The sequence below is a fragment of the Aliiroseovarius sp. M344 genome (assembly GCF_025140835.1).
In the GTDB taxonomy this organism is placed as follows: Bacteria; Pseudomonadota; Alphaproteobacteria; order Rhodobacterales; family Rhodobacteraceae; genus Aliiroseovarius.
Genome location: NZ_CP081153.1, coordinates 2,099,448 through 2,125,598, shown reverse-complemented (window position 1 = coordinate 2,125,598; position 26,151 = coordinate 2,099,448). Strand labels below are relative to the sequence as shown.

The following is a 26,151-nucleotide window of genomic DNA, read 5'->3' as shown; positions in this document are numbered from 1 at the left end:
GGGCTTTTTTTTTTTGCACAAGTCCGGTAGCGATGGATCAGACGAACGAGGAGGCACGGATGATCCCGGTCAAAGGTTATGAAGGCCAGAAGGTTGCGGTTCTGGGGCTTGGCCGCTCGGGCCTTGCAACGGCGCACGCTTTGGAAGCTGGCGGCGCAGAAGCTTTGTGCTGGGACGATGGGTCTGAAGCCCGCGACCGCGCCGAAGGTCAGGCCCTGACCTTATACGACCTGACGAAAGCCGACGCCTGGCAGGATGTGGCCACGTTGATCGTCAGTCCCGGCATTCCGCATCTGTATCCCGAACCCAACAAGATCATCGCCGCCGCGATGGAGGCGGGCGTGCCTGTCGACAATGACATCGGCCTGTTCTTTCGCAGTTTTGCTGATCAGGACTGGGACAGTTTCGAGGTGATGCCCAAGGTCGTCGCGATCACCGGGTCGAATGGCAAGTCCACGACTACGGCGCTGATCCACCATATCCTGCAAGAGGCCGGGCGACCCGCGCAATTGGCCGGCAATATCGGGCGCGGCGTGCTGGACATCGACCCGGCCCATGACGGCGAGGTCGTGGTGCTGGAACTGTCCAGCTATCAAACCGATCTGGCGCGGGCCCTGACGCCTGATGTGGCCGTGTTTACCAACCTGTCGCCCGACCATCTGGACCGCCACGGCGGTATGGGCGGGTATTTCGCGGCCAAGCGACGCCTGTTTGCCGAAGGCGGGCCTGACCGCGCCGTGATCGGCGTGGACGAGGCGGAAGGCGTCTATCTGGCCGGGCAATTGTCCGAAGGCCCGGCGGATGATCGCGTGATCCGCATCTCGGTTGATCGCAAACTGACCGGGCCGGGATGGCAGGTCTTTGCGCGCAAAGGGTTTTTGTCCGAATATCGCAAGGGGCGGCAGGTCGGCTCGATTGACTTGCGCCCTATCAAAGGGCTGCCCGGCACCCATAACCACCAAAACGCCTGCGCAGCTTATGCGGCCTGTCGCACCCTTGGACTGTCACCCAAGCAGGTCGAAGCCGCGTTTCACACGTTCAAGGGCTTGCCGCACCGCTCGCAACTTGTTGGTGAGAAAGACGGCGTGGCTTTCGTCAATGACAGCAAGGCGACCAATGTGGACAGTGCGCGGGCAGCTTTGGCGGCCTTCAAAAGCATTCGGTGGATTGCTGGTGGTCTGGGCAAAGACGGGGGGATTGAGGCCCTGTCCGCCGATGACTTGTCCGGCGTTACGAAAGCCTATCTGATCGGCCATTCGGCGCGCGAATTTGCCCTGCAATTGGGCGACGTCCCGCACGAAATTTGCGAGACCATGGAGCAAGCTGTGGCACTGGCCGCGCGCGACGCGCAATCGGGCGATACCGTCCTGCTGGCCCCGGCGGCGGCCAGTTTCGACCAGTACAAAGATTTCGAAATGCGTGGCGAGGATTTCACCCGTCAGGTCGCCAAGTATCTTTGGGATGCGTGAGCGCTAGCGGTATTCCACAGCATACGAAAAAACCCGAAAATCCCTTGTTTTAAAGGGGTTGCAATGTGTCACGTCTCTGTTACCTCTGTCGCAACAGGAAAGGCGCGACATGTTTTCAATGGATGACCACCCGCAGCGATACGCGCTGGCAAACGAACTGCATGCGCGACCATCGCCTGCTTTGAAAGCGCCTGCTACGGCGGTCTATCTGGCGGTGAAACGGCCCGAAGATGCGTCCAGCCGGGACCGTGACGCTGATCGCGCGCACCTGATTGACCTGCTGGACCGTTTTGGCGCGCCGCATCCAAGCCCGGGCGCGAACCACTATTTCGGAGCCATAGGGCGCCACCATCTGAAATGGGAACAGCACAACGAATTTGTCACATATACGGTCTTTGCTGACGGGATCAGTTCGCGGGCCTTTGACCCCACTGCCTTTGATGTGTTTCCGGATGACTGGCTGCAAACAGCGCCGGGCCAACGCCTGACCTCGGCCCATATTCGGATCGACATCATGCCCGACAGCGAGGCCGAGATGGAACAGGCAATCCGTAATTGGTTTGTTGCTGAAAGCGTTGCCTCGACCTGGGTTTTGGATCGGGCGGCCATGGTGGCCGGCGACTTCCGAATTGATCCGTCGGGCCATATGCGCTTTGCAGCGTTCACCCGGAAAGACACTGGTGCACGGCGGATTGGACGGATCGTCCAACGCCTGTGCGAGATTGAGACCTACAAGTCCATGTCGATGCTAGGCCTGCCGCTGGCGCGCGATTTGCTCGCCGATCTCAGCCAGATTGATGGCGAGCTTACACATTTGGTTGGGGCGATGTCGCGCGGTGACGAAGCACCAGAAACCACGCTTGACGAGTTGCTTGGGGTCTCGTCGCAGCTTGAAGATCTGACCGCCTCGGCGTCGTTTCGTCTGAGCGCAACCAAAGCCTATGAGGCGATTGTATTGCAGCGGATCAAGGTGTTGCGCGAGGAACGGTTTTTAGGGCGCCAGACGCTGAGCGAATTCATGATGCGCCGTTATGATCCCGCAATGCGCACGATCAAAAGCGCCGAAGGTTTGCTGTCAAACATGGCCGGACGGGCCGTGCGTGCCGGGGACCTGCTGCGGACGCGTGTGGATGTGCAACGTTCCGAACAGAACCAAGCCTTGCTGGAGAGCATGGACCGACGCGCAGACATGCAGCTCAGGTTGCAAGAGACTGTTGAGGGTCTGTCTGTCGTTGCGATCAGCTATTACGCGGTGTCTTTGGCGGGCTACCTTGCTTACCCGATGACAGAGTTCTTTGGCATATCGAAGGGCATGCTGACCGCCGCGCTTACGCTGCCTGTGGTTGGGCTTGTGTGGCTGGGCGTGCGACGGATCCGTCATTCGATCGAGAAGTGAGGCGCGCATCCACGCGCCCCGCCATCCATGCCCCTGCCGAAATCGCCAGCAGCGCCAGTACGGCCGCTGTCGACAGAGTGGCAACGCCAGAGATACCAGCGCCTACGGTGCAGCCACCGGCCAAAACGCCGCCAACGCCCATAAGCGCGCCGCCGGTCAGGTAACGCCCCATCTGACCCGGTCCTTCAAAGCCCTGCCATTGAAAACGTCCCGCGAACAGGGCAGACGCCAGTGCGCCCAGCACCACGCCACCGATCAGGCCGGTACCGAAATTGCCGCCAACCGCCGAAGCCGCAGCTGTCCAGAACAGTGTGTCAGCCAAGGGGGCCGTGAACGAAAGGCTTTCAAACGTGATCGGATCAAATTCGTCTTGCAGGACAAGGCCCGTGCCCAGCCAACCCAATGGGATGAGTGCGCCCAGAAGGGCGGCCAGCACCAGCAGACCGGCGCGTGGGCGCGATTGAACTACAAGATAGCCCGCAATCACCAGTGGCACCGCGGCGGTCCAAAGGGGCAGTGCCGGGGCAGGTGTAACGACAGCTTCTATGGCAACGCGCGCAGGCGCCAGCAGGCCTTTTAGTGTGGCGAGTGCAGCCAGAGCGGCAACACCCAACACGACCAATGCGCGCAGGTTGCCAGATGCTCCAAGCACGGCAAGCCGTGACAGACATCCGCGGGTCATGACCATGCCAGCACCGAAAATCAGCCCGCCGATGATGATCGACAGATAGGGCAGGCCTGCGGCGTGGAAGCGATGCTCAGAAAACTCAATCAGGCCAGCCTGAACCAAGCCCTGCGTGCCCAAAACGGCGACGGCCAAAGCTGTCACCCAAATTGCCAAGGCGGACCGATTGTTGTCGCCACCGCCGATCAACCCGCGCCGCAAACAGAAGCGCGTGATCTCTGCCAAAAAGCCAAATGCCGCGCCCAAGCCCAATCCGAACAGGATGGAGGCTGTGCGAGGGGTCAGGGTCTCAAAGCCAAAAGTCTCAAACATCTTCACGTCTCCGCATTTGGGAATGTGTTCCATCTGGCGTGCGAAACTGGGCCTGACAAGGGTAAGAGGGATGAGATGTGCCGGATCATGCAGAATTATTTCCCGAAACCTAGCATTGAGGGCGAACGTCTTACGCCCCGTCGCTGGTCTCGTTGGGCGAGCGATCTTGCACGGGTTAACTACCCGCCTGTCGCGTTCTTTTTTGACGATTTACCAGCGCCGTTGCCAACGCGGATCAAGAGCGTCCCGCAGCCCGTCGCCGATATAGTTCACGCTGAGCACGGTCAGCGAGATTGCCAGCCCCGGCCAGATCACGCGTGATGGGGTCAGCGTCATGTAATTTGTGCCATCAAACAGCAACCGGCCCCAGGTTGGCACATCGGACGGAAAGCCTAACCCCAGAAAGCTAAGCGCGCTTTCGGTGAGGATCGCATGGCCGATCCCAAGGGTGGCCGAGACCAGAACCGGGCTCAGGACATTGGGCAGAATGTGACGTCGGATCATCGCGAAGGGTTGCGTGCCCAGAGCGGTTGCTGCCATGACGAATTGGTGTTCGCGCAGTGCCAGCACGCTGCCCCGAACGATCCGAGCAGTTTGCATCCAACTGGTCAGGCCGATGACGCCGACAATCAACAGGAAGATGCCCAGCTCCGCGCCAAACTGGGCTCGTAAACTGTCGCGCCAAAGCATGATGGCGACCAGCAGCAGCGGCAAAAGCGGCAGAGACAGGCAAAGGTCGGTCAGGCGCATCAGAGGCGCGTCCCATCTGCGAGACATGCCTGCGATGACACCAATCAGCGCCCCAAGGCACAGAGCAAGCGCCATCGCCACCACCCCAACCAAAAGGGAAACCCGTCCGCCCGCCAAAAGGGCCGCCAGCAAGTCCCGCCCCAGTTGGTCAGTGCCAAGCGGGTGGGTCAGACTTGCCCCTTGATTTTTTGCGCCGATATCAATCTGTGCAGGGTCGATCCCCCAGATCATCGGGCCTATCAGCACCGCAATGCAGATCAGAGCAAAGACCATGCTGCCTGCCACAGCGCCGGGATGCGCGCCGAAGCGACGCCATAACGTGGCGCGGCGGGGGCGCGACGTTGCAAAGACTGTTACCGGTTCAGTCATAGCGAATTCTCGGATCGAGAATGCCATACAGGATGTCGGCCAGAAGGTTGAACAGGACAATCAGAACCGCGAACAGAAACGTCAGCGTCTGCACCAGCGGCACGTCGCCGTTCTGGATGCCGCTGATCAACAGCTGCCCCAAACCGTTCACCTTGAACACCTGCTCGGTGATGATCGCGCCGGCAAAAATCTGCGGAATGGTCAGGGAGATGACGGTCACGACCGGGATCATCGCGTTGCGCAGCACATGGCCCAGAACCAAACGGGTCTCGGACATCCCTTTGGCACGGGCGGTGCGCACATAGTCCTGATGCAGGTTGTCCAGAACGGCGGCCCGCATATAACGGCTGAATTGAGCGGTGTTATAAAGTGCCAGCACCATGACCGGCATGATCATCTGCCGGATCTGGACGCCCAGACTTTGCCAGTCCGTCACCTCGTGCGTGGTGTCATAGATCGACGGAAACCAGCCAAGGTTCACCGAAAAGGCGATAATCATCAAAACGCCCAGAAAAAAGCTGGGGACCGAGAAGCCGACCATGGCCACGAACGTGCCCAGTTGATCGACCCACCCGTATTGGCGATAGGCGGACAGGATGCCAAGCGGCAGGGCGATCATGATCCCGATCAGCATGGACAGCCCGACCACCCACAGGGTCTGGGGCATCCGCTCGATGATCAGATCAACAACGGGCGCGCGCGCGGACCAGCTTTGCACCCTGAACCGATCATCGCTGGGGCCGGCCCAACCCGTCAGCGCCTCGATCAGGTTCAGGGGCTCATGGATGAAAAACTGTTTGCACCAAAGAAGATAGCGCAGATGGGTTGGCGCATCCAAACCAAGACCGACGCGAATTTGCTCGCGCATTTCCGGCGGAATTGTCAGTGGCAGGTTGGCAGTTGGATCATTCGGGGCGAGGTCGATCAAGAGGAAGATCGCCAGGCTGATGGCCAGCAACACCGGAACAGAAAAGGCAAGCCGCCGCAGCGTATAGGTGAACATGTGACGACCTGCGGTCCTTCGGGGCTGCCCACCGGTTGGGGCGGGTGTTGGCCCAGTTTAACGGGCTTAGTCGCTGCGGGTCCAGTCCGCGATATTCCAAAGCTCGCTGTCCCATGAATTCATGCGAACCCCGTCCAGCGTATGTGAGATCGCGGAGACATCGCCGCGATGCACCAAGGGGATCAGAGCCCCGGCCTGCATCAGCATGTCATTCATGTCGCGCGCAATCGCCGCGCGGTCTTCCAGCACCGCGGTTTGTGCCAGCTTGGCGGCCAGCGCGTCATATGCCGGGTCGCAAAACCGCGGGATGTTGAAGCCCAGCCAGTTGTTGGCGGGCTCGGGGATGCTTTTGCAGGTCCAGTTGTTCAGATAGGCCTCGGGATCGGTGCCGGGGAAGAAATTGGTGAACATCTGGATGTCGGCATAGAATTTCTGGAACGTATCCGGGCTGGCCTGATCGCCGCCGAAAAAGACCGACGGGTCGATGTGGCGCAATTCGGTTTCGATGCCGATCTCGGCCCACCACGATTTCAGCAAAGCCTGCGTGTCCTGACGTACCGGGTTGGTCGAGGTCTGGAACAGCACCGACAAACGCACCCCGTCTTTTTCGCGCACCCCGTCGCCGTCGCTGTCCACCCAGCCAGCGTCGGTCAGAAGCTGATCTGCGCGGCCAAGGTCTTGCGTCAAACAGGCAGCGTTCGCGTCTGAGGCATAAATCGCAGGGGCGGGAAGGATGTCACAGGTCGGCTTGCCCGCCGTGCCATAGCCAAGTTCAGCGACCACAGCGCGGTCGATGGCTGCTGACATGGCGGTTAAAACAGATGGATCGGTCAGGAACGGATGCGCCCCTCCATCGCGGGTGGAGCGTGCGTCGCCCAGCTTTGCCGATGGATTGGTGCGGTTGATCATCAACCGTTCCACCGGCGTCCCGAAGGATCGAACGATGGTGCCTTTGCCGCCGCTGGCCATCTGGCTCAGGACTTCAGGGTCAACCTGAAGGTTCCACGCATAGTCCATTTCGCCGGTTTCCAGTACAGCGCGGGCGGCCCCGATGGCGTCGCCGCCTCCTTTGAAAGTCACGGTTGCAAAGCCCGGCTTATCTGGGTCGCGATAGTTGGGATTGGCCTCGAATGTGACCACATCTCCCGCGCGAAACTCGGTCACTTGAAACGGACCGGTGCCGATGGGGGCGGAATTTTGCGTGGTGCAGGTTGGGGCGTTAGCCCCCATGCATTCCTTGAACTGCGCTTTTTGTAGGATCGGTGTTTCGACCCCGACCAACGGGCCATAGGGGAAGGGTTTGGCTGCTGCGAAGGTGATGCGGACGGTCAGATCATCCAGCGCTTCGACGCTTGTCACGTCCGAGAACTTTGTCGCCTGTTGACATCCACCCTCGGGCGTCATGCAGTAATCGGCCGTAAAAACAACATCATGTGCGGTGACTGCCGACCCGTCGGACCACAACAGTCCGGGCTGCAACGCCCATGTGATTGATGTCAGGTCGTTCGATACCCCACCATTGGCAAGGGTGGGGATCTCTGCGGCCAGCCACGCGGTCAAATTGCCATTTTCGTCATATCGCGCAAGCGGTTCCAGAGCCAGCGACGCTGGTTCAATGTCCTTGGGTCCGCTGGACAGATAAGGGTTCAGGATCGTCGGGGCTTGCCAATATAGAATGTTGAGGTGACCCGCGTCTCCGCGATCTGCAAACGCACCAACCGGCAACAAAGACATGGCCATGCCAGCAGCGCATCCCAACGTCGAAATCCTTTTGCGTGTCATGTCTACGCCCCCCAAAAGTTCGTTCTTGTCATTATCGTAGCCCACCACCTGCCGTTGAATGACACAAAAATTAATGCTGCAACGCAAGGTCTTAGCGCACGAAGCGCGGCGTTTTTGTGATGCGAGGGGCAATGTGGGAAAGGCGTATACTGCTTTAGTATATGTTTTTGCGGACCGCAGATGGATGAGCTTTTCCACCCGGTTGCCAAGCAGATCGGTTGAACCAGCCCGAAAACAAGCGCATGGTGGGTGCTGCTGTGTACACCAGTCTGGAAGTGACCGCCGAGACCGAACAGGAAGGGTAAATCGTGCCAATCAAGAACCGATTTCACGAGTTGAAAGACGAGATTACAGCGTGGCGACGTGATTTCCACGCCCACCCTGAACTAATGTTCGACACGCATCGCACCGCCGGTATCGTGGCCGAGAAATTGCGCGGTTTTGGCTGTGATGAGGTGGTTGAAGGCATCGGCCGCACCGGGGTCGTTGGTGTCATCAAAGGCCGGTCCGACAACGCGGGCAAGGTTGTGGGGTTGCGTGCCGATATGGATGCGCTGCCAATCGACGAGGCGACGGGGCTGGATTATGCCTCGACCCAACCGGGCAAGATGCATGCTTGCGGGCATGACGGGCACACGGCGATGCTTTTGGGCGCCGCACAATATCTGGCGGAAACCCGGAATTTCGACGGCACCTGCATTGTGATCTTCCAACCCGCCGAAGAGGGCGGCGGCGGGGCGCGCGTGATGTGCGAAGACGGTCTGATGGAGCGGTTCGGTATTCAGGAAGTTTACGGCATGCACAATTGGCCGGGCCATGATGCGGGCACGTTTGCGATCCGTCCGGGCCCGTTTTTTGCGGCCACCGATCTGCTGGACATTCAGTTTGAAGGCCGCGGTGGGCACGCAGCTAAACCGCATGACACGGTGGACCCGGTGGTGATGGCGTCGCAAGCCGTGCAAGCCCTGCAAACGATCGTTTCGCGCAATGTCGACCCCACATTGCAGGTGGTTGTCTCGATCACGTCGTTTAAGACAAGTTCCAATGCTTTCAACGTGATACCGCAGAGTGTTCAACTTGGCGGAACGGTCCGTACACTGTCGACTGAGATGCGCGATCTGGCCGAGGCGCGTGTGCACGCGATCTGCAATGGCATTGCAGATACTTTTGGCGGGACGGCCACCGTCCGCTACGAACGCAACTATCCGGTCATGGTCAACCATGCAGCGGAAACCGAACATGCGGCCCACGCGGCGCAGACCGTGTCGGGTACCTGCGGGGAGGCCCCTTTGATCATGGGCGGTGAGGATTTCGCCTATATGCTGGAAGAGCGTCCCGGCGCTTATATTCTGGTCGGCAATGGTGACACCGCGATGGTTCACCACCCTGAATACAACTTCAACGACGAGATCATCCCGCAGGGCTGTTCATGGTGGGTCGAGGTCGTCGAGAAGCGAATGCCCGCGTCGTAAAAGGGATCAGCCGCCGGTGTGGTTCATGTGGCGGATCGTCTGACCCTGCACACTCTGCCGGGAATAGTCGAAATCGTGCCCTTTGGGTTTACGCCCTATTGCGGCATGTATGGCGTCGATCAACACCGCATCACTTTCCGATGCCCGCAGCGGCGCGCGCAGGTCTGACATGCCGTCATGGCCCAAACAGGTGTAGAACTGGCCGGTGCAGCTCATCCGTACGCGGTTGCAGCTTTCGCAGAAATTGTGAGTCAGCGGCGTGATCAGGCCGATTTTCTGGCCGGTTTCTTCGACCCGCATATAGCGGGCCGGGCCGCCCGTGCTCTCGTCCAGATCGGTCAACGTCAGGCGTTCGGCCAGCTGGGCGCGCAGGTCTGACAGCGGCCAGTATTGGTCGATCCGGTTTTCTTCCCCCATATCGCCCATCGGCATAACCTCGATAAATGTCAGATCCAGCCCTTTTTGTGCGCACCAATCGACCAGCGAGAAAAGCTCGCTATCGTTGAAGCCCTTCAGCGCGACGGCGTTGATCTTCACCTTCAACCGCGCATCAAGGGCCGCATCGATGCCGCGCATGACTTGCGGCAACCGCCCCCAACGGGTGATGTGGGCAAATTTCTCTTCGTCCAGCGTATCAAGTGAGATATTCACCCGCCGCACGCCCGCCGCATACAGATCCTTCGCAAAGCGATGCAGCTGCGATCCATTTGTGGTCAATGTCAGCTCATCCAGCGCGCCGCTGTCCAGATGACGCCCCATACCCTCAAAAAAGCCGATGATTCCCTTGCGCACCAACGGTTCGCCGCCGGTAATGCGCAGTTTGCGCACCCCAAGGCCGATAAAGGCGGTGCAGATTCGGTCCAGTTCCTCAAGGGTCAGTAGGTCTTTCTTTGGCAGGAAAGTCATGTTTTCCGACATGCAGTAGGTGCAGCGAAAATCGCAGCGGTCCGTGACGGACAAGCGCAAATAGGTGACTGCGCGCATAAACGGGTCGACAAGCTGAGGTTTTTCCATGGATCGAACCTAAGTGCGGGCGGGCAAACGCGCAAGTCACAGAGCGGTAAAATCTGGCGTTGAAAGAGCCGACGAATTGCGCCACGCTGCGGTTATGAAACATGTAATTCTGATGCCCGCATTTGTCCTGACCCTGGCTGGGTGTTCCGGCCTGGATATGAACAATATAATGCCGCGCCCCCCGCATTTGCAGAACCAACCCACCTATGGCGGTGATCTGCCGCCTGCGCCGCCCAGTGACGCGATCACTGTGGACGAGTTCGATACAGCGACGGAAGAAGACCGCATGGCGGCCGCAACCACGCCGCCTGTCGCCGCCGCTGGGTCGCTTGGCGTCACGGTGGCCAGCCTTGGCGATCCGACCGCGCCGGGTTTTTGGCTCGAAACCCCACTGGTTTCGTCCGAGACACAGGGGCGTGTTCAGTCCAAGTCAACTGGCCGCACGGTCAAGGTCACTCTTCGCCCCATTTCAAGTGGCGGAAGCCGGGTGTCATTGTCGACGCTCCAGCTGTTGGACCTCGACATCTCGGGCTTGCATGAACTGGTCGTCTTTGGGTCGTGATCTCACGTCTGTCTGACGCGGACTGGCTGGCACATGGCCGCGCGCGCAAGCTGATTGCGCGTTGGGATCAGTGGCAGGTGATGCGCGATGAATTCGCGTGGGACATTCCGACCCAATTCAACATTGCCGAACGGTGCTGCGACAGTTGGGCGGCACGTGATGGCAGTCGCGTGGCGCTGACCCATGTTGCGCAGGATGGAGCGGCCACAGACTGGACCTTTGAAGAGTTAAAGGCTGCATCTGACCGGTTGGCAACGGTCTTGCGCAGCCGCGGATTGGGTAAGGGTGACCGGATCGCGATTTTGCTGGGGCAGGGGCCAGAGGTGCTGATCACCCATTTTGCGGCCTATAAACTAGGGGCCGTTGTCCTGCCCTTGTTCACCTTGTTTGGTGCCGATGCGCTTGCCTATCGCCTGTCTGACAGCGGGGCGCGGATCGTGGTCACTGACGCGCAAAGCCTACCAAAACTTGACGAAATCCGCACGGACCTTCCGGAACTGACCGAGGTGTTTTCGGTCAATCCGACCTCAACCAGCTTAGATTTCTGGGCCGAAGTAAACGCGGCGCAACCTTTGGCCACTGCCGAGGCAACACTTGCCGAAGACCCGGCGGTGATGATCTATACTTCGGGCACCACGGGCCCACCCAAGGGGGTGCTGCATGCGCACCGATTTCTTTTGGGCCATCTGCCCTGTGTGGAAACCTACAACGAGGATTTCCCGCAAGCTGGTGACAAGGGCTGGACGCCAGCTGATTGGGCGTGGATCGGCGGGTTGATGGATCTGGCACTTCCCTTTCTTTTCTTTGGCGTACCGATCGTCAGTCACCGGATGCGAAAGTTTCAGGCCGACGCGGCTTACCGCCTGATTGCAAACCAGAACATTCGCAATCTCTTCATGCCGCCCACCGCCTTGAAGCTGCTACGCCAGTCCGGTGCACCCCAAGCGGATGTCGATATCCGCTCCATTGGGTCAGGCGGCGAAAGCCTTGGGGCCGGGTTGCTGGACTGGGCGCGCGACGTGCTGGGCGTCAATGTGAACGAGTTTTACGGGCAGACCGAATGCAATTTGGTTCTGTCTTCCGTGGCCGGTGCGATGCAGGTCAAACCCGGCAGTATGGGGCAACCCATCCCCGGCCACGATGTTGCAGTGATTGACCCGAAAGGGAAACCTTGTGCCCCCGGCGAAATGGGAGAGATCGCAGTGCGCGCCGGCGATCCGGTGCTGTTCCTGCGCTACTGGAACCTGCAAGATAAGACAGCGGCGAAGTTTGACGGCGACTGGATGCGCACCGGCGATCTGGCCGTACGGGATAAAGACGGGTATTTCACCTTCGCCAGCCGGGATGACGATGTCATCACCTCAGCGGGCTATCGCATTGGTCCGTCCGAGATTGAGAACTGCCTACAAACTCATCCTGATGTGGCGATGGCCGCCGTCATCGGCGTGCCAGACCCCCTTCGGACCGAGGCGGTGAAGGCCGTCGTGGTGTTGCGGGCGGGGGCAAAGACAGCGGGCTTGGCTGATCATCTGATCCAACTTGTCCGCGACCGGATCAGCCCCCATGTCGCCCCGCGACTGGTTGAATTCGTCGATGAGCTGCCAATGACTGCGACGGGCAAGATCATGCGCAGAGAGTTGCGAAAACCCAGCGGGAGTTGACCCAGGCATGCCCCCCCACCCAAAGGATCCTGACATGAAAAAACTACTGCGCACGCTTGGATCGGTTTCGCTTGTTTTCGCCGCCACATCATGGCTGGCTGAGCGCATCTTCTACGGCGGCTTGGATGAAAACGGTGTGTTGCAGGAAAGCTTTAACGTCCCGCTTTCAATTTTTCTTTTTGTGTTTGGGGTGATCTGTTTGGCGCTGTCGTTCGTTGTGAAATCAAAGCGTTAGGCCAGATATTTACCTGCTTCTTTACGCGCAAAAGCTTTCAACTTGTCGCCATGCCCCTCAAGAAAGCTGCGGGTGCGGTCGGGGTCGTGTTTTGATAGGTCGCGCAGCCACCAGGCCACGGCTTTCTGGATGAACCAATCCTGGTCCTCGACATAGCCAGCGGCCCAGCCCAGCACCCGGTCGCGGATCGCGAGTTCTTCTGGCTTTGGGTTGTTCTGCTTGGTCCACGGCAAGGTGATGACCAGCGCCGCGCGCCGGGTCCACATGTGGTCGGACTTTGTCCAGCCCTCAACCGTGTCGATGCGCGCAGGCTCGGCGACCAGTCGTTTTTGCCCAGCCATACAGGCATGATCGGCAATGGCCCAGCTGTCGAAATCAGGCACCCAGCTTTGGATCAGCGTCCAGGCGGCTTCATCGGGTCGCAATCGCGCTTGGGTCAGCAGCTTGGCGGCCGCAATGCGGGCTTCGAAAATGTCGGTCTGCCAAAGCTGGTCGGCCAATGTGACACGGTCTTCTACCGACAGGCTTTGCCGCCAAGATTTGGTCAGATCGTTCAGGGCTGGGTTTGGAATGCCCATGACCTCGCGCGTTTGCTTGTGATAGCTGGCCATGCCTTCGGCTCGGCCCTCTTCGACTTGCGCACGCAGGGCGGTCAGCGCGTCGTCCAGCGTCATTCGACCGTGACCGATTTCGCAAGGTTGCGGGGCTGGTCCACGTCGGTGCCCTTGGCGATCGCCGTGTGATAAGCCAACAACTGAGCCGGGATCGCATATAGGATCGGCTGCAACAGTTCGGGCGCTTCGGGCAGGGCGAGCGATTGCCAGACGCCGTCTCCAGCCTCTTTCGCGGCGCGTGCGTCCGAGACAAGCACAACGCGCCCACCGCGCGCCATGACTTCCTGCATGTTGGAAACGGTCTTGTCGAACAACCCGTCATGGGGGGCCATAACGACGGTCGGCGTCACTTTGTCGACCAGCGCAATAGGGCCATGCTTCAATTCACCTGACGCGTAACCTTCGGCGTGTATATAGCTGATTTCTTTCAGTTTGAGTGCGCCTTCAAGGGCCAATGGAAACATCTGCCCACGCCCCAGAAACAGCACGTCACGCGCTTCGGCCAGTTTGTGGGCGATCTTTTTCGTGGCTGTGTCGATGGTCAGTGCATGGCTCATCAGTCCTGGAAGCTGACGCAAATCGGCAAGGTGGCTGGCCAAGCTCGCATCATCCAGATGTCCGCGATCATGGGCGGCTTTCAGCGCCATGATGGCAAAGCAGGTCAACTGACAGGTGAACGCTTTGGTCGATGCCACAGACACTTCCGGTCCTGCATAAATTTCGACCGCCACATCGCTTTCGCGCGCGATCGAGCTTTCCGGGACGTTGATCAGGCTGACGATCTTGTCGACCTTGCCAGCAGAATACCGAAGCGCAGCCAGCGTGTCCGCGGTTTCGCCGGACTGACTGACAAAGACGCCCAGAGTTTTGGGCGCAAAAGGCGCTTCACGATAGCGGAATTCGGACGCGACATCGATATCGATGGGCAGGCGGGCGTAGTGTTCGAACCAGTATTTTGCCACCAGCCCGGCATAGTAGGCGGTGCCACACGCCACGATGGACAGTCGATCAACATCGGCGAAGTCGACGCCACCCAGATCCATGGTAATCTGGTCGCCTTTGACATAAGCCTTCAGCACTTCGCCAACAACAGAAGGCTGCTGGGCGATTTCCTTCGCCATGTAGTGCTTGTAGCCACCCTTTTCGATCCGTGCTGCGTCAAGACGCACCTGTTTCACCGGGCGGTTGGCGAGGCGACCGTCAGCGTCGAAAATCTGCGCCCCGTCGCGGGTGATGACGGCCCAATCGCCTTCTTCCAGATAGGTGATCTTGTCGGTCATCGGTGCCAAGGCGATGGCGTCTGACCCCACGAACATTTCGCCGTTGCCATGGCCGATTGCCAAGGGGCTGCCTTTGCGGGCGGCAATCATCAGGTCGTTCTCGCCGTCAAACAGGAAACACAGGGCAAACGCGCCTTCCAGTTCATCCAATGTGGCGGAGACAGCCTCTTTCGGGTTCTTGCCCTTTGCGATGTGGCTTTGGGCCAGCAGGGCAACCGTTTCGGTGTCTGTCTCGGTCGAGAACTTCAGCCCTTCAGCAGCGAGCTTCTCACGCAGTTCGCGGAAGTTCTCGATGATGCCGTTATGAACGACCGCGACGGATCCGGCGCGGTGCGGGTGGGCGTTTTCAGTTGTCGGCGCGCCATGGGTGGCCCACCTTGTGTGTCCAATGCCGGATTTGCCCGCCAACGGGTCATGCACCAGGGTATCTGACAGGTTCACCAACTTGCCCACCGCACGACGGCGGTCCAGTTCCCCGGCCTCGTTGATGGTGGCAATCCCAGCGCTGTCATAGCCGCGGTATTCGAGCCGTTTTAACGCCTCAACCAAGATGGGCGCGGCTTCGTGATTGCCCAAGACCCCTACAATACCACACATTTTCAGGATCCTTTCTGGCGTCTGGCCTTTGTGGCCTTTAACTTTTCGAACAATTTGAGGGCGAGGCCGGGTTTGACCTCCATCTTCGCGCGCCCAACGGCCATCGCACCGGCGGCTACGTTTTTCGTGACCACGGTGCCGGTTGCCGTCATGGCGTCATCGCCGACCGAGACGGGCGCGACAAGGCAGGTGTTTGACCCGATGAAAGCCCGTGCGCCAATGTCTGTATGATGCTTTGAGACTCCATCATAATTGCAGGTGATGGTACCAGCGCCGATATTGGCGTGCTCGCCCACGCGGGCATCGCCCACATAGCTCAGGTGATTGACCTTCGCGCCTTCTTCGATCTGCGCGTTCTTGATCTCGACGAAGTTGCCCACCTTGGCGTTGTTGGCCAGTTCTGCACCGGGGCGCAGGCGGGCAAAGGGGCCGACCACTGCACCGCGCGACACGTGGCAGCCTTCAAGGTGTGAAAACGCCCGGATGCGGGCATTGCTTTCCACGGTGACGCCGGGGCCGAAGATCACGTTGGGCTCGATCACGCTATCGCGGCCGATGACGGTATCATGGGCGAAAAAGACCGTGTCACGCGCTATTAAGGTCACGCCATCTCCCAGCGCGGCTTCACGCGCGCGGGTCTGGAACACACCCTCGGCTGCGGCCAGTTCGGCGCGGGAATTGATGCCCAGCGTTTCGGCCTCATCGCAGGTCACGACAGTCGCTGTCAGACCGCGTGCGCGCGCAACCGACACGATATCGGGCAGGTAGTATTCGCCTGCCGCATTGTCGTTTCCGACCCCATCCAGAAGGTCGAACAGAAGGTTGGTGTCTGCAGCAATAACACCGCTGTTACAAAGTGTTACGGCACGTTCCTCATCCGACGCGTCCTTGAACTCAACGATCCGGTCCAATGTGCCGCCATTGACGATCAACCGGCCATAACGGCCAGGATCGGCTGCTTCGAAGCCCAGCACGACAACGTCGGCCCCATCGGCGCGGGCTTGGGCCATCGCCTCCAGTGTTTCAGGGCGAATGAAGGGTGTGTCGCCATAAAGGACGATTGCGTCACCGTCGAAACCTTCCAGCGCCGCTCGTGCCTGAAGGACCGCATGGCCAGTGCCAAGCTGTTCTTCCTGCACGGCAATTATGATGTCGGGGTCAATGTCTTTCGCGGTAGCCCCGACCATCTCGGCCCCATGCCCAACTACCAGAACAGCCCGGTCCGGCGACAGGGCCGCGCCAGAGGCCAGCGCGTGCGCAAATAGCGGCGCGCCTGCAATCTCGTGCATCACTTTCGGCAGGTCTGAATTCATTCGTGTTCCCATGCCAGCGGCAAGGACAATCAAGGCAGTCGCCATATCTATCTGCTCTTCCAATTTCTTTTCGTCCGTTTTACCCCTTGGGGCGCGGCTCGCAAGTGAAAGCTGTTCAATTAACCTTACGCGAGGTTACAGGCTTTGCGTGATATTGCCAAAGCAAGGAACCTGATGAGCGATACAGCAACGCCGGGGCGGCGCGCAGGACGACGAACGGTTATCTTTGATCTGGACGGCACATTGGCCGATACGTCGGGGGATTTGATCGCCGCGGCGAACGCCTGTTTCGTGGCGCTGGGGCATGGTGATCTGCTGGACCCGGCCAACGACCAGTTGACGGCCTTTCATGGTGGTCGGGCGATGCTGCGTCTGGGCTTTTCGCGCTTGAATGGTGGCGACGTGGAAGAGGCCGCGATTGATCGGGAGTTTCCGAACCTGCTGGAGGCCTATGAAGCCAACATAGATCGGCACACGCAGTTGTATCCGGGTGCGATGGAAGCGGTAGGACGGCTACATGCGGGCGGTTATGCGGTCGGGATATGCACCAATAAACCTGAAGGGCTTGCCCGGTTGTTGCTGACCCGGATGGGCATTCTGGATCGCTTTACCTCGTTGATCGGGGCGGACACGTTGCCCACCCGTAAACCGGACCCGGCCCCGTTTGTTGCTGCGGCGCATGGGGCGGGGGGGGATCCGGCGCATGCGCTTTTGGTGGGTGATACGGAGACCGATCGCCTGACCGCACGGGCGGCTGGGGTGCCCTGCATTCTTGTCGGCTTCGGACCGGAAGGGCCCGGCGTGTCCCGTCTAGCGCCCGAGGCGATGCTGGATCACTTCGATGATCTGGATCGAGTGGTCGCAGACCTTATCGGCTGATCCGAACGCTCAAACCAGACCGGCCACCCATTGACGCCACGCCCGGACCCGCGCAGGGTCAGGCCATGACCGAGCGATTCACAGGCAATTTCACCCAGCAGGAACCAATCCCGGACGACGGGATTGAGGCTGCCCTTGACGTGCTGCGCCACGGGCGATTGCACCGCTATAACGTGGCCGAAGGCGAAACATCGCACACCGCCTTGTTAGAGCAGGAATTCGCCGCCGCGATGGGGTCGAAATACGCCTTGGCGTGCGCGTCGGGCGGGTATGCTATCGCGACCGCGCTGCGGGCGGTGGGCGTCACGCCGGGAGATCGGGTCCTGACCAACGCCTTCACCTTGGCCCCGGTGCCGGGCGCGATCGCCTCGGTCGGTGGCGCGCCGGTGTTTGTCGAGGTCACGAAAGCTTTAACAATAGATCTGGACGATCTGGCGGCAAAAGTCGCGGGGCCGGATACGCCGAAGGTGTTGCTGCTCAGCCATATGCGCGGGCATATTTGCGATATGGATCGTCTGATGGCGATCACGGATGCGGCGGGTGTCACGGTCATCGAAGACTGCGCCCACACGATGGGCGCGCGCTGGAATGGCACGCTTTCGGGGCGGCACGGCGCGATGGCGGCCTATTCGACGCAGACGTACAAACATGCGAATTCCGGTGAGGGCGGGCTTTTAATCTCGGACGACCCCGATCTGATGGCCCGTGCGATTATCCTGTCAGGCAGCTATATGCTTTATGAGCGGCATCTGGCGGGTCCGCCTGCCGAAGCGTTTGAACGGGTGAAATATGTGACGCCAAATATATCGGGCCGGATGGATAATCTGCGGGCCGCGATATTACGACCACAACTGGCGCGCCTTGCGGATCAATGTGCCGCGTGGAACGCCCGCTATCAGGTGGTGGAGCAGGGATTGCGGGAGGTGCCCGGTTTGACGCTGATCGAGCGTCCTGAGAAAGAGGGCTACGTCATGTCCTCGTTCCAGTTCCTGCTGCTGGATTGGGCGGAAGAGGATGTGCGCGCTGTCGTGGCCCGCTGTGGCGATCGCGGAGTTGAGATGAAATGGTTCGGCGGGGCGGAACCCAGCGGGTTTACAAGCCGATATGACAGTTGGCGCTATGCTGATACGCCATCAATGCCAAAGTCGGATCGGGTGTTGCGCGGCATACTGGACCTGCGTTTGCCGTTGACCTTCAGTCTGGATGATTGTGCGCAAATCGCGCGGATTATTCGCGATGTGGTTGGGTCGGTGTTTCAGCAAGCGCGGTAAGGGGCTTTGCCCCAGAGCCAAATCCGGGATTTGGCTCTTCCCCAGGATATTTAGGGCCAGAAGAAGCCCGGCATCGGTTAATGTGACGCTGCGTGAGTTTACGGCTGTATTGACCCGAATCGAGCTTTGCGCAATTAAATGAACAAGCGTTCAATAATGCGATCCCGAATACCTGATCCAGAAGGAAGCGGCACATGTTCAATCACTCTATGAATTTCGACCTGGGCGAAGACGTCAACACCATGCGCGATATGGTGCATCGATTTGCGCAAGACCGGATCAAACCGATCGCCGCGGAAGTGGATCAGAAAAATGAGTTTCCCAATGAACTTTGGAAAGAGTTCGGAGAACTGGGTCTGCTGGGGGTCACCACGCCCGAGGAATATGGCGGGGCGGGGATGTCATATCTGGCGCATGTGGTGATCGTTGAAGAGATTGCGCGGGCCTCGGCCTCGGTCTCGCTCAGCTATGGGGCGCATTCGAACCTATGCGTGAACCAGATCCGCCGCAACGCCACCGAAGACCAGAAGCAGAAATACCTGCCGAAGCTGATTTCGGGCGAGCATGTGGGCGCGCTGGCGATGTCCGAAGCGGGCGCAGGGTCGGACGTTGTGTCGATGAAGCTGCGCGCCGAGAAGCGCAATGGCTACTATGTGCTGAATGGCACCAAGTTCTGGATCACCAACGGTCCGGATGCCGACACTTTGGTGGTTTATGCCAAAACTGATCCGGATGCCGGCCCCAAGGGCATAACCACCTTCATCATCGAGAAGGATATGAAGGGTTTCTCAACCAGCCCGCATTTCGACAAGATGGGGATGCGCGGGTCAAACACTGCCGAGCTGATCTTTGAGGACGTCGAAGTGCCGTTTGAGAACGTCTTGGGCGAAGAGGGTAAAGGCGTTGCTGTTCTGATGTCAGGGCTGGACTATGAACGCGTGGTTCTGTCGGGCATTGGTACGGGCATCATGGCCGCCTGCATGGACGAAATCATGCCCTATATGAAAGAACGCAAACAGTTTGGCCGCCCGATTGGGGACTTCCAGCTGATGCAGGCCAAAATTGCGGATATGTATACCGCGATGAACTCGGCCCGCGCGTATGTGTATGAAGTTGCTAAAGCCTGTGATCGCGGTCAGGTGACCCGACAGGATGCGGCGGCCTGTGTGCTTTATGCCTCGGAAGAGGCAATGAAGCAGGCGCACCAAGCAGTGCAAGCGATGGGCGGCTCAGGTTACATGAACGAAACGCCGGTCAGCCGAATCTTCCGCGACGCCAAGCTGATGGAGATCGGTGCGGGCACCTCGGAAATCCGCCGGATGCTGATCGGTCGCGAGCTGATGGGCAAGATGTGATGCGTATTCGCAGTGGTATCTTCGCGGTTCTTTTGACATTGGCTTCTCCGGCCATGGCGCAGAACATGACGTATAGCTTTCAACCCACCACCGACTGCCTGTCTGCTATGGGCGAAGGGGGCGATCCAATGCGGTGTGTTGGCGCCGCCGCCAATTCCTGCATGGCAGCGACCGAAGGTGGATCAAGCACAGTTGGCATGTCGTCCTGTCTTGGGCTGGAATACGAAGACTGGGATCGACGGCTGAACCACGCCTATGGGCTGCTGATGACCCGCCTGAAGGCCGAAGATGAAGAGATGGCGACCCTTGGGTCGGCGGCTCCTCAACAAGCCCCCGCGCTTTTGACGATGCAGCGTGCGTGGATCACCTTCCGCGATGCGTCATGCGATTATGAACGCACGAAATGGGGTGGCGGAACAGGCGGCGGCCCTGCGTCAGTTGCTTGCATGCTGCACCAGACCGCCCGCCAGACGCTCGTGCTTGAGGCCGACCTGAACGGTTATGGCGATACAATCTGCAACCACGAAGGATGCTGAGATGAAACTGACTTCCCAAGCAACACCCGGCTCTGAGGCCTATAAGACCAACCGTTCTGGTCACCTTGACGCCCTGAAAGTGGTAGCAGACGCTGCCGAAGCGGCCGTGATGGGCGGCGGGCAGAAATCACGTGATCGCCACCTGAGCCGGGGCAAGATGTTGCCGCGTGACCGGGTGTCGAACCTGCTCGATCCGGGGTCGCCCTTTTTGGAGGTCGGTGCGACAGCTGCGCACAATATGTATGACAACGCGGCCCCTGCGGCGGGTGTCGTGGCGGGCATTGGTCAGGTGCATGGGCAAGAGGTGATGGTCGTCTGTAATGATGCCACCGTCAAAGGCGGCACTTATTACCCGATGACGGTGAAAAAGCACCTGCGCGCCCAAGAGATCGCTGAGGAGTGCAATCTTCCCTGTATTTATCTTGTCGATAGTGGCGGCGCCAACCTGCCAAATCAGGACGAGGTGTTTCCCGATCGCGACCACTTTGGCCGGATTTTCTACAACCAAGCGCGGATGTCCGCCAAGGGCATCCCGCAGATCGCAGTGGTCATGGGGTCATGTACCGCTGGTGGCGCTTATGTGCCTGCCATGTCGGACGTGACGATCATTGTGAAAGAGCAGGGGACCATCTTCCTTGCCGGTCCGCCCTTGGTGAAGGCCGCGACAGGCGAGGTTGTGACAGCCGAAGACCTGGGCGGTGGTAACGTGCACACGCGCCTGTCGGGCGTGGCTGACTATCTTGCCGAGGATGACGCCCACGCCCTGGCCTTGGCGCGTCGGGCGGTGGAAAGCCTGAACCGTGAAAAACCGATCACCGTGAAGTGGCAGGAACCGGAAGAACCGGCCTATGACCCCGAGGAATTGCTGGGCGTTGTGCCTGCCGACCTTAAAACGCCCTACGACATTCGCGAAGTGATCATGCGCATCGTCGATGGCTCGCGTTTTGACGAGTTCAAGCCGCGCTTTGGCGAAACACTGGTCACCGGTTTTGCCCATCTGAAAGGCTGCCCTATCGGGATCATCGCCAACAACGGCGTGATCTTCTCGGAAGCCGCCCAGAAAGGCGCGCATTTTGTTGAGCTGTGCAGCCAGCGCAATATCCCCTTGGTTTTCCTGCAAAATATCACCGGCTTTATGGTTGGCCGCAAGTATGAGAACGAAGGCATCGCCCGCCACGGCGCCAAAATGGTGACCGCTGTGGCCACCACCAACGTGCCGAAAGTGACCATGGTTGTCGGCGGTTCTTATGGCGCGGGCAATTACGGCATGGCCGGACGCGCTTATCAGCCGCGCTTTATGTGGTCGTGGCCCAATTCGCGGATTTCGGTGATGGGCGGCGAACAGGCGGCGGGCGTGTTGGCCACCGTGAAACGCGACGCGATCGAGCGTCAGGGCGGCGAATGGTCCAAGGACGAAGAGGCCGCGTTCAAGCAACCCACTATCGACATGTTCGAAGAACAGAGCCACCCGCTTTATGCTTCGGCGCGTCTTTGGGATGACGGCGTGATCGATCCGCGCAAATCGCGCGAGGTGCTGTACCTGTCTCTGCTGGCAGCGCTGAATGCCCCGATCGAGCCGACGAAATTCGGCGTGTTCCGGATGTAAGCGGTGGATACGAACCTCGTCATGTATTGCGGGTTGACCCTTCTGGTCCTCTATTCGCTGGCCGAGCGTATCGCGCCCGTGCCGCGGACCAGTGCGATTGATGGCTGCCAGCTTGGCTATGTCTATGACGGAGACACGGTCGAGCTGAAATGCCCAACTGGCAAGCGCACCGCGCGTTTGGTGGGGTTTGATACGCCCGAGACAAAAGAGCCGGGATGCGCCCAAGAAAAGGCGCTGGGCGACCGGGCTACGGACCGTCTGCGCCAGATCGTCAAAGGGGCCGAGATCACGATGCGCCATGAGGGGCACGACAAATTTGGCCGCGAGCTGGTGCGCCTGTCTGCAAATGGTCGCGACGTTGGCGAGACGTTGATCAAGGATGGGCTGGCTGTCGCCTATCGCACCGGCGCGCGCATCAACTGGTGCGACCGCCTGAACGGTTAATAAATTACTGCGCCCCTGGGTGCTCAAGATGCCGGGACTATGGTCCCACCCGAAGGAGGAACACAGATGTTCACGAAGATCCTGATTGCAAACCGGGGCGAAATCGCTTGCCGCGTGATTGATACGGCCCGCAAGCTGGGGGTGGCCACAGTGGCGGTCTATTCCGACGCCGATGCGGCCGCACGCCATGTGAAGATGGCGGATGAGGCGGTGCATATCGGCCCGCCGCAACCCGCGCAGTCCTATCTGAAGGGCGATGTGATCATTCAGGCGGCGCTGGACACCGGCGCGCAGGCGATCCATCCCGGCTATGGTTTCCTGTCGGAAAACCCGGACTTCGTGGATGCCGTGGAAAAAGCGGGCTTGGTCTTTATCGGGCCGTCCTCGGATGCGATCCGCAAGATGGGTCTGAAAGATGCGGCCAAAAAGCTGATGGTCGAGGCCGGCGTGCCGGTCGTGCCCGGCTATCACGGTGCCGATCAGGACCCGGCGTTGCTGGCGTCCGAAGCTGACAATATGGGCTATCCGGTGTTGATCAAGGCCGTGGCGGGCGGCGGCGGTAAGGGCATGCGCCGCGTCGATGACCCCAAAGATTTCGCAGACGCGCTGGCGTCGGCTCAGGGCGAGGCAAAAACCGCTTTTGGCAATGCGGATGTGCTGGTCGAGAAATACATCCTGTCGCCGCGCCATATCGAGGTGCAGGTATTTGGCGACGGAAAGCACGCGGTGCACCTGTTTGAACGCGACTGCTCGCTGCAACGTCGCCACCAGAAAGTGATCGAGGAAGCGCCCGCGCCGGGCATGACCGAAGACGTCCGCGAGGCGATGGGCATGGCGGGCGTTCGCGCAGCCGAAGCCATCGGTTACAAGGGTGCGGGCACTGTGGAGTTTATCGTAGACGGGGCTAACGGGCTGCGCACGGACGGGTTCTGGTTCATGGAAATGAACACCCGCTTGCAGGTGGAACACCCCGTGACCGAAGCCATCACCGGCGTTGATCTGGTCGAATGGCAGTTGCGTGTCGCCTCGGGTGAGGGGCTTCCTAAGCAGCAGGACGAGCTGACCATCAACGGTCATTCTTTTGAGGCGCGGCTTTATGCAGAGGATGTGCCCAAGGGCTTCTTGCCGGCCACGGGCACGCTGACGCACCTGAAATTCCCAGACGGCGCACGGGCCGATACCGGCGTCGGGGCAGGCGACACGATCAGCCCGTTCTATGATCCGATGATCGCCAAAATCACTGTCCATGCCGGGTCACGGGCGGCGGCATTGCGCCAGATGTCCTCGGCCCTGACGCATACGGAAGTTGCGGGGTCGGTGACAAACCTTGCCTTTCTGGGCGCGCTGACTCGTCACGAAGGCTTTGCGGCAGGCGAAGTCGATACTGGCCTGATTGAACGGGATCTAGAGGCTTTGACCGCCGATCCCGGCCCAAGCATGGCTGATATCGGAGCGGCCGCGCTGTGCGCGCTGGGGCTTTTGAAACGCGAAGGCTCGGGCTTTACCCTGTGGGGCGGATTGAACCACTTTGTGACCCTGACCCATGCCGAAGATACGTATGAGGTTGTCGTGACTTCTTATGGGGCTGACCGTCATGTGATCACCGTCGGCGAGGACAGCATCGAGGCCACATGCCTTAACGGCCAATGGAAGATGGGCGGCGACCGTGGCCCGCGCGTCGCTAAGGCTGGCAACGTCGTGACCGTCTTTGCACAGTCCGGGTTGGAGTTCCACGTGGTTGACCCGTTGGACCAAGATGCGGGCGCAGGGGCTGGCGCAGGCGTGGTCGAGGCGCCGATGCCGGGTCTGGTTAAGGCCGTCTTTGCGAAGGCGGGCCAAGAGGTCAAGCAGGGCGACCGGTTGGCCATTTTGGAAGCCATGAAGATGGAACACAGCCTGACCGCCGCGCGCGATGGTGTCGTCGCCGAGGTGCTGGTCGCCGATGGCGATCAGGTCGAGGCGGGCGCGCCGCTTGTGCGTCTTGAGGAAGAAGAAGAGGAAAGCTGATGACCTTCCGTCTGCATCATGTTCAATACGCCCGCTCGATCCGGGTTCTTTGGCTGATCGAAGAGATTGGACTGGAAGAAAAGCTGGGTCGAACTCTTGAGGTTGTGGAATACCAGATAGGCTCAAAGCAGATGTACGAAGGCGACTTGCCCAAAGTCTCGACCGCGTCGCGGGTGCCGGCCTTGGAAATCGGCACCAAGCGGATCAGTGAAAGCGGCGCCATCGTTCAGTATCTGATCGAGGAATTCGCCCCCGAACTGGGTATCGCACCGGGCGGGGCTGAGCGAACCGATTATCTGCAATGGATCCACTATTCCGAGACCATGGCCAGCCTGATCGAGCAGTTGAACCTGCAAATGGTGTTTCTGCGGCCGCCTGCGAAACCAAGCCCGATTGTGATCAAGCTGAACGTAGCCCGGTTGCGTCATACGCTTGTTGGGCTTGAGGCGCGGCTGGACGGTCGCGATTGGTTGCTGGACCACGGCTTCTCGGGCGCCGACATCATGTTGGGCTTTAACCTGTTCGCTGTGCCCTACTATGTGAAGCTGGACGAGTTCCCGAACATCCTGGCTTACAAGGCGCGGATCGAAGCGATGCCATCCTATCAGCGCGTCGTGGAGCGTGAGGGCGAGCAACGGTTCTATCAACAAGAATTCTATCCGGTTCCAGAGGAGTGACCGCCTTGGATTATGTCGAGATTTTCGAAGTCGGCCCGCGCGACGGGCTGCAGAATGAGAAACGTCAGATCCCGACCGCCGAGAAGATCGCGCTGGTCGATCTTCTGTCCGGTGCGGGTTTCAAGCGGATCGAGGTCGCGAGCTTCGTCAGCCCCAAATGGGTGCCACAAATGGCGGATTCAGCGGATGTGTTGGCCGGGATCACGCGGGCCAAAGATGTCTCCTATGCCGCGCTGACGCCAAACCTGCGCGGGTTCGAAGGAGCAGTGGCGGCCAAGGCGGACGAGATTGCCATTTTCGGATCGGCGTCAGAAGGGTTTTCCAAGGCCAACATCAATTGCACCATTGCTGAAAGCCTTGAACGCTTTCAGCCCGTGGCCGATGCCGCGGCCGAGGCGGGGATTATGATGCGCGGTTATATTTCCTGCGTGACGGACTGCCCATATGACGGACCGACGCCGCCCGACAAGGTGGCTTGGGTGGCCGAACAACTGATCGCCATGGGGTGCTATGAAATCTCGCTGGGCGACACGATTGGGCAGGCGACGCCTGAAACAACCGACGCGATGCTGGACGCTGTGCTTGGCGTGGCGGGTCCGGACATGTTCGCGGGCCATTATCACGACACGTCTGGCCGGGCCTGCGACAATATCGAGGTTTCGTTGAAAAAGGGCCTTCGCGTTTTTGATGCCGCTGTGGGGGGGTTGGGCGGTTGCCCCTATGCCCCCGGCGCACAAGGAAACGTGGCAACCGAAGCGGTGCATGATCGCGTGACGTCGCTGGGTTTCACCACCGGGTTGGACCGGGAAATTCTAAACAAGGCCGCACAAATGGCGCGGCAGATGCGGGCAGGGGAGTGACC

The 26,151-nt window shown here is 59.8% G+C and carries 23 protein-coding genes; 15 read left to right on the top strand and 8 right to left on the bottom strand.

Annotated features, from left to right (window positions below; genetic code table 11):
* The first annotated feature begins 59 nt into the window (after positions 1 to 59).
* On the top strand, positions 60 to 1,469 hold the full coding sequence (gene murD / locus K3556_RS10355) for a UDP-N-acetylmuramoyl-L-alanine--D-glutamate ligase (protein ID WP_260519225.1): 1,410 nt from the start codon (positions 60 to 62) through the stop codon (positions 1,467 to 1,469).
* A 109-nt stretch (positions 1,470 to 1,578) separates the two neighbouring features.
* Positions 1,579 to 2,865 (top strand): DUF3422 family protein, encoded by a 1,287-nt coding sequence (locus tag K3556_RS10350; RefSeq protein WP_260516714.1) that lies wholly within the window; start codon positions 1,579 to 1,581, stop codon positions 2,863 to 2,865.
* On the opposite strand, the gene K3556_RS10345 is transcribed toward K3556_RS10350, so the two are convergent.
* The 4 genes from K3556_RS10345 to K3556_RS10330 form a co-directional block, all read right to left on the bottom strand.
* Positions 2,798 to 3,862, bottom strand: a complete 1,065-nt coding sequence (locus tag K3556_RS10345) for a YeeE/YedE family protein (RefSeq protein WP_260519224.1) — start codon at positions 3,860 to 3,862, stop codon at positions 2,798 to 2,800. The genes K3556_RS10350 and K3556_RS10345 overlap by 68 nt on opposite strands.
* A 210-nt stretch (positions 3,863 to 4,072) precedes the next feature.
* The gene (locus K3556_RS10340) at positions 4,073 to 4,981 is read right to left on the bottom strand and encodes an ABC transporter permease (RefSeq protein WP_260516713.1); all 909 of its coding nucleotides are present in this window, start codon (positions 4,979 to 4,981) and stop codon (positions 4,073 to 4,075) included.
* Positions 4,974 to 5,984: an ABC transporter permease gene (locus K3556_RS10335; RefSeq protein ID WP_260516712.1), complete on the bottom strand. Its 1,011-nt coding sequence runs from the start codon at positions 5,982 to 5,984 to the stop codon at positions 4,974 to 4,976. Before K3556_RS10335 ends, K3556_RS10340 begins: the two co-directional genes overlap by 8 nt.
* A gap of 66 nt (positions 5,985 to 6,050) precedes the next feature.
* Entirely contained in the window at positions 6,051 to 7,766 is a 1,716-nt protein-coding gene (locus K3556_RS10330; protein WP_260516711.1) for a peptide ABC transporter substrate-binding protein, read from the bottom strand.
* Positions 7,767 to 8,074: 308 nt separating this feature from the next.
* Between K3556_RS10330 and K3556_RS10325 the strand changes: the two genes are divergently transcribed.
* Positions 8,075 to 9,238: a M20 aminoacylase family protein gene (locus tag K3556_RS10325; protein WP_260516710.1), complete on the top strand. Its 1,164-nt coding sequence runs from the start codon at positions 8,075 to 8,077 to the stop codon at positions 9,236 to 9,238.
* Positions 9,239 to 9,244: 6 nt separating this feature from the next.
* Here the strand turns inward: K3556_RS10325 and moaA are convergent, their stop codons facing one another.
* Positions 9,245 to 10,252, bottom strand: a complete 1,008-nt coding sequence (gene moaA, locus K3556_RS10320; protein WP_260516709.1) for a GTP 3',8-cyclase MoaA — start codon at positions 10,250 to 10,252, stop codon at positions 9,245 to 9,247.
* 94 nt (positions 10,253 to 10,346) lie between these two features.
* On the opposite strand from moaA, the gene K3556_RS10315 reads away from it, so the two are divergent.
* From K3556_RS10315 to K3556_RS10305, 3 genes are read left to right on the top strand one after another with little or no spacing between them, the layout of a single operon-like run.
* On the top strand, positions 10,347 to 10,814 hold the full coding sequence (locus K3556_RS10315) for a D-galactarate dehydratase (RefSeq protein WP_260516708.1): 468 nt from the start codon (positions 10,347 to 10,349) through the stop codon (positions 10,812 to 10,814).
* Positions 10,811 to 12,475 (top strand): AMP-binding protein, encoded by a 1,665-nt coding sequence (locus K3556_RS10310; RefSeq protein WP_312847256.1) that lies wholly within the window; start codon positions 10,811 to 10,813, stop codon positions 12,473 to 12,475. The genes K3556_RS10315 and K3556_RS10310 overlap by 4 nt, the downstream gene beginning before the upstream one ends.
* A 34-nt stretch (positions 12,476 to 12,509) precedes the next feature.
* Positions 12,510 to 12,710 carry a DUF3955 domain-containing protein gene (locus K3556_RS10305; RefSeq protein WP_260516707.1) on the top strand — a complete coding sequence of 67 codons (201 nt, stop codon included), beginning with the start codon at positions 12,510 to 12,512 and terminating at the stop codon, positions 12,708 to 12,710.
* Here the strand turns inward: K3556_RS10305 and K3556_RS10300 are convergent.
* Genes K3556_RS10300 through glmU form a run of 3 tightly spaced genes read right to left on the bottom strand, consistent with a single transcriptional unit; the run spans position 12,707 to position 16,559 of the window.
* Positions 12,707 to 13,384, bottom strand: a complete 678-nt coding sequence (locus K3556_RS10300) for a DNA alkylation repair protein (protein WP_260516706.1) — start codon at positions 13,382 to 13,384, stop codon at positions 12,707 to 12,709. The two genes, K3556_RS10305 and K3556_RS10300, sit on opposite strands and share 4 nt — an antisense overlap.
* Complete coding sequence (glmS, locus tag K3556_RS10295) at positions 13,381 to 15,201, bottom strand: glutamine--fructose-6-phosphate transaminase (isomerizing) (RefSeq protein WP_260516705.1); 1,821 nt, start codon at positions 15,199 to 15,201, stop codon at positions 13,381 to 13,383. The genes K3556_RS10300 and glmS overlap by 4 nt, the downstream gene beginning before the upstream one ends.
* Positions 15,202 to 15,203: 2 nt before the next feature.
* Entirely contained in the window at positions 15,204 to 16,559 is a 1,356-nt protein-coding gene (gene glmU / locus K3556_RS10290; RefSeq protein WP_260516704.1) for a bifunctional UDP-N-acetylglucosamine diphosphorylase/glucosamine-1-phosphate N-acetyltransferase GlmU, read from the bottom strand.
* Positions 16,560 to 16,688: 129 nt separating this feature from the next.
* Here glmU and K3556_RS10285 point away from each other — a divergent pair, with 129 nt between their 5' ends.
* The 9 genes from K3556_RS10285 to K3556_RS10245 all read left to right on the top strand — a co-directional run bounded on the left by K3556_RS10285 (position 16,689) and on the right by K3556_RS10245 (position 26,149).
* Positions 16,689 to 17,393 (top strand): HAD-IA family hydrolase, encoded by a 705-nt coding sequence (locus tag K3556_RS10285; protein ID WP_260516703.1) that lies wholly within the window; start codon positions 16,689 to 16,691, stop codon positions 17,391 to 17,393.
* Positions 17,394 to 17,458: 65 nt separating this feature from the next.
* Positions 17,459 to 18,664, top strand: coding sequence for a DegT/DnrJ/EryC1/StrS family aminotransferase (locus K3556_RS10280; protein WP_260516702.1), 1,206 nt, complete (start codon positions 17,459 to 17,461; stop codon positions 18,662 to 18,664).
* A 194-nt stretch (positions 18,665 to 18,858) separates the two neighbouring features.
* Positions 18,859 to 20,019 carry an isovaleryl-CoA dehydrogenase gene (locus K3556_RS10275; RefSeq protein WP_260516701.1) on the top strand — a complete coding sequence of 387 codons (1,161 nt, stop codon included), beginning with the start codon at positions 18,859 to 18,861 and terminating at the stop codon, positions 20,017 to 20,019.
* A complete protein-coding gene (locus tag K3556_RS10270) occupies positions 20,019 to 20,555 on the top strand; it encodes a lysozyme inhibitor LprI family protein (protein ID WP_260516700.1) in 537 nt (178 codons plus the stop codon). The genes K3556_RS10275 and K3556_RS10270 overlap by 1 nt, the downstream gene beginning before the upstream one ends.
* Before the next feature lies 1 nt (position 20,556).
* Complete coding sequence (locus tag K3556_RS10265) at positions 20,557 to 22,161, top strand: carboxyl transferase domain-containing protein (protein ID WP_260516699.1); 1,605 nt, start codon at positions 20,557 to 20,559, stop codon at positions 22,159 to 22,161.
* Positions 22,162 to 22,164: 3 nt separating this feature from the next.
* Positions 22,165 to 22,605, top strand: a complete 441-nt coding sequence (locus K3556_RS10260) for a thermonuclease family protein (protein WP_260516698.1) — start codon at positions 22,165 to 22,167, stop codon at positions 22,603 to 22,605.
* A 66-nt stretch (positions 22,606 to 22,671) separates the two neighbouring features.
* Entirely contained in the window at positions 22,672 to 24,612 is a 1,941-nt protein-coding gene (locus K3556_RS10255) for an acetyl/propionyl/methylcrotonyl-CoA carboxylase subunit alpha (protein WP_260516697.1), read from the top strand.
* Entirely contained in the window at positions 24,612 to 25,289 is a 678-nt protein-coding gene (locus K3556_RS10250) for a glutathione S-transferase family protein (protein WP_260516696.1), read from the top strand. The genes K3556_RS10255 and K3556_RS10250 overlap by 1 nt, the downstream gene beginning before the upstream one ends.
* Positions 25,290 to 25,294: 5 nt before the next feature.
* On the top strand, positions 25,295 to 26,149 hold the full coding sequence (locus K3556_RS10245) for a hydroxymethylglutaryl-CoA lyase (RefSeq protein WP_260516695.1): 855 nt from the start codon (positions 25,295 to 25,297) through the stop codon (positions 26,147 to 26,149).
* The last annotated feature ends 2 nt before the right edge of the window (positions 26,150 to 26,151 follow it).

Coding starts and splice junctions, on each gene's coding strand:
- murD (WP_260519225.1), top strand. CDS start 60: ATGATCCCGGTCAAAGGTTATGAAGGCCAGAAGGTTGCGGTTCTGGGG.
- K3556_RS10350 (WP_260516714.1), top strand. CDS start 1,579: ATGTTTTCAATGGATGACCACCCGCAGCGATACGCGCTGGCAAACGAA.
- K3556_RS10345 (WP_260519224.1), bottom strand. CDS start 3,862: ATGTTTGAGACTTTTGGCTTTGAGACCCTGACCCCTCGCACAGCCTCC.
- K3556_RS10340 (WP_260516713.1), bottom strand. CDS start 4,981: ATGACTGAACCGGTAACAGTCTTTGCAACGTCGCGCCCCCGCCGCGCC.
- K3556_RS10335 (WP_260516712.1), bottom strand. CDS start 5,984: ATGTTCACCTATACGCTGCGGCGGCTTGCCTTTTCTGTTCCGGTGTTG.
- K3556_RS10330 (WP_260516711.1), bottom strand. CDS start 7,766: ATGACACGCAAAAGGATTTCGACGTTGGGATGCGCTGCTGGCATGGCC.
- moaA (WP_260516709.1), bottom strand. CDS start 10,252: ATGGAAAAACCTCAGCTTGTCGACCCGTTTATGCGCGCAGTCACCTAT.
- K3556_RS10315 (WP_260516708.1), top strand. CDS start 10,347: ATGAAACATGTAATTCTGATGCCCGCATTTGTCCTGACCCTGGCTGGG.
- K3556_RS10305 (WP_260516707.1), top strand. CDS start 12,510: ATGAAAAAACTACTGCGCACGCTTGGATCGGTTTCGCTTGTTTTCGCC.
- K3556_RS10300 (WP_260516706.1), bottom strand. CDS start 13,384: ATGACGCTGGACGACGCGCTGACCGCCCTGCGTGCGCAAGTCGAAGAG.
- glmS (WP_260516705.1), bottom strand. CDS start 15,201: ATGTGTGGTATTGTAGGGGTCTTGGGCAATCACGAAGCCGCGCCCATC.
- glmU (WP_260516704.1), bottom strand. CDS start 16,559: ATGGCGACTGCCTTGATTGTCCTTGCCGCTGGCATGGGAACACGAATG.
- K3556_RS10285 (WP_260516703.1), top strand. CDS start 16,689: ATGAGCGATACAGCAACGCCGGGGCGGCGCGCAGGACGACGAACGGTT.
- K3556_RS10280 (WP_260516702.1), top strand. CDS start 17,459: ATGACCGAGCGATTCACAGGCAATTTCACCCAGCAGGAACCAATCCCG.
- K3556_RS10275 (WP_260516701.1), top strand. CDS start 18,859: ATGTTCAATCACTCTATGAATTTCGACCTGGGCGAAGACGTCAACACC.
- K3556_RS10270 (WP_260516700.1), top strand. CDS start 20,019: ATGCGTATTCGCAGTGGTATCTTCGCGGTTCTTTTGACATTGGCTTCT.
- K3556_RS10265 (WP_260516699.1), top strand. CDS start 20,557: ATGAAACTGACTTCCCAAGCAACACCCGGCTCTGAGGCCTATAAGACC.
- K3556_RS10255 (WP_260516697.1), top strand. CDS start 22,672: ATGTTCACGAAGATCCTGATTGCAAACCGGGGCGAAATCGCTTGCCGC.
- K3556_RS10250 (WP_260516696.1), top strand. CDS start 24,612: ATGACCTTCCGTCTGCATCATGTTCAATACGCCCGCTCGATCCGGGTT.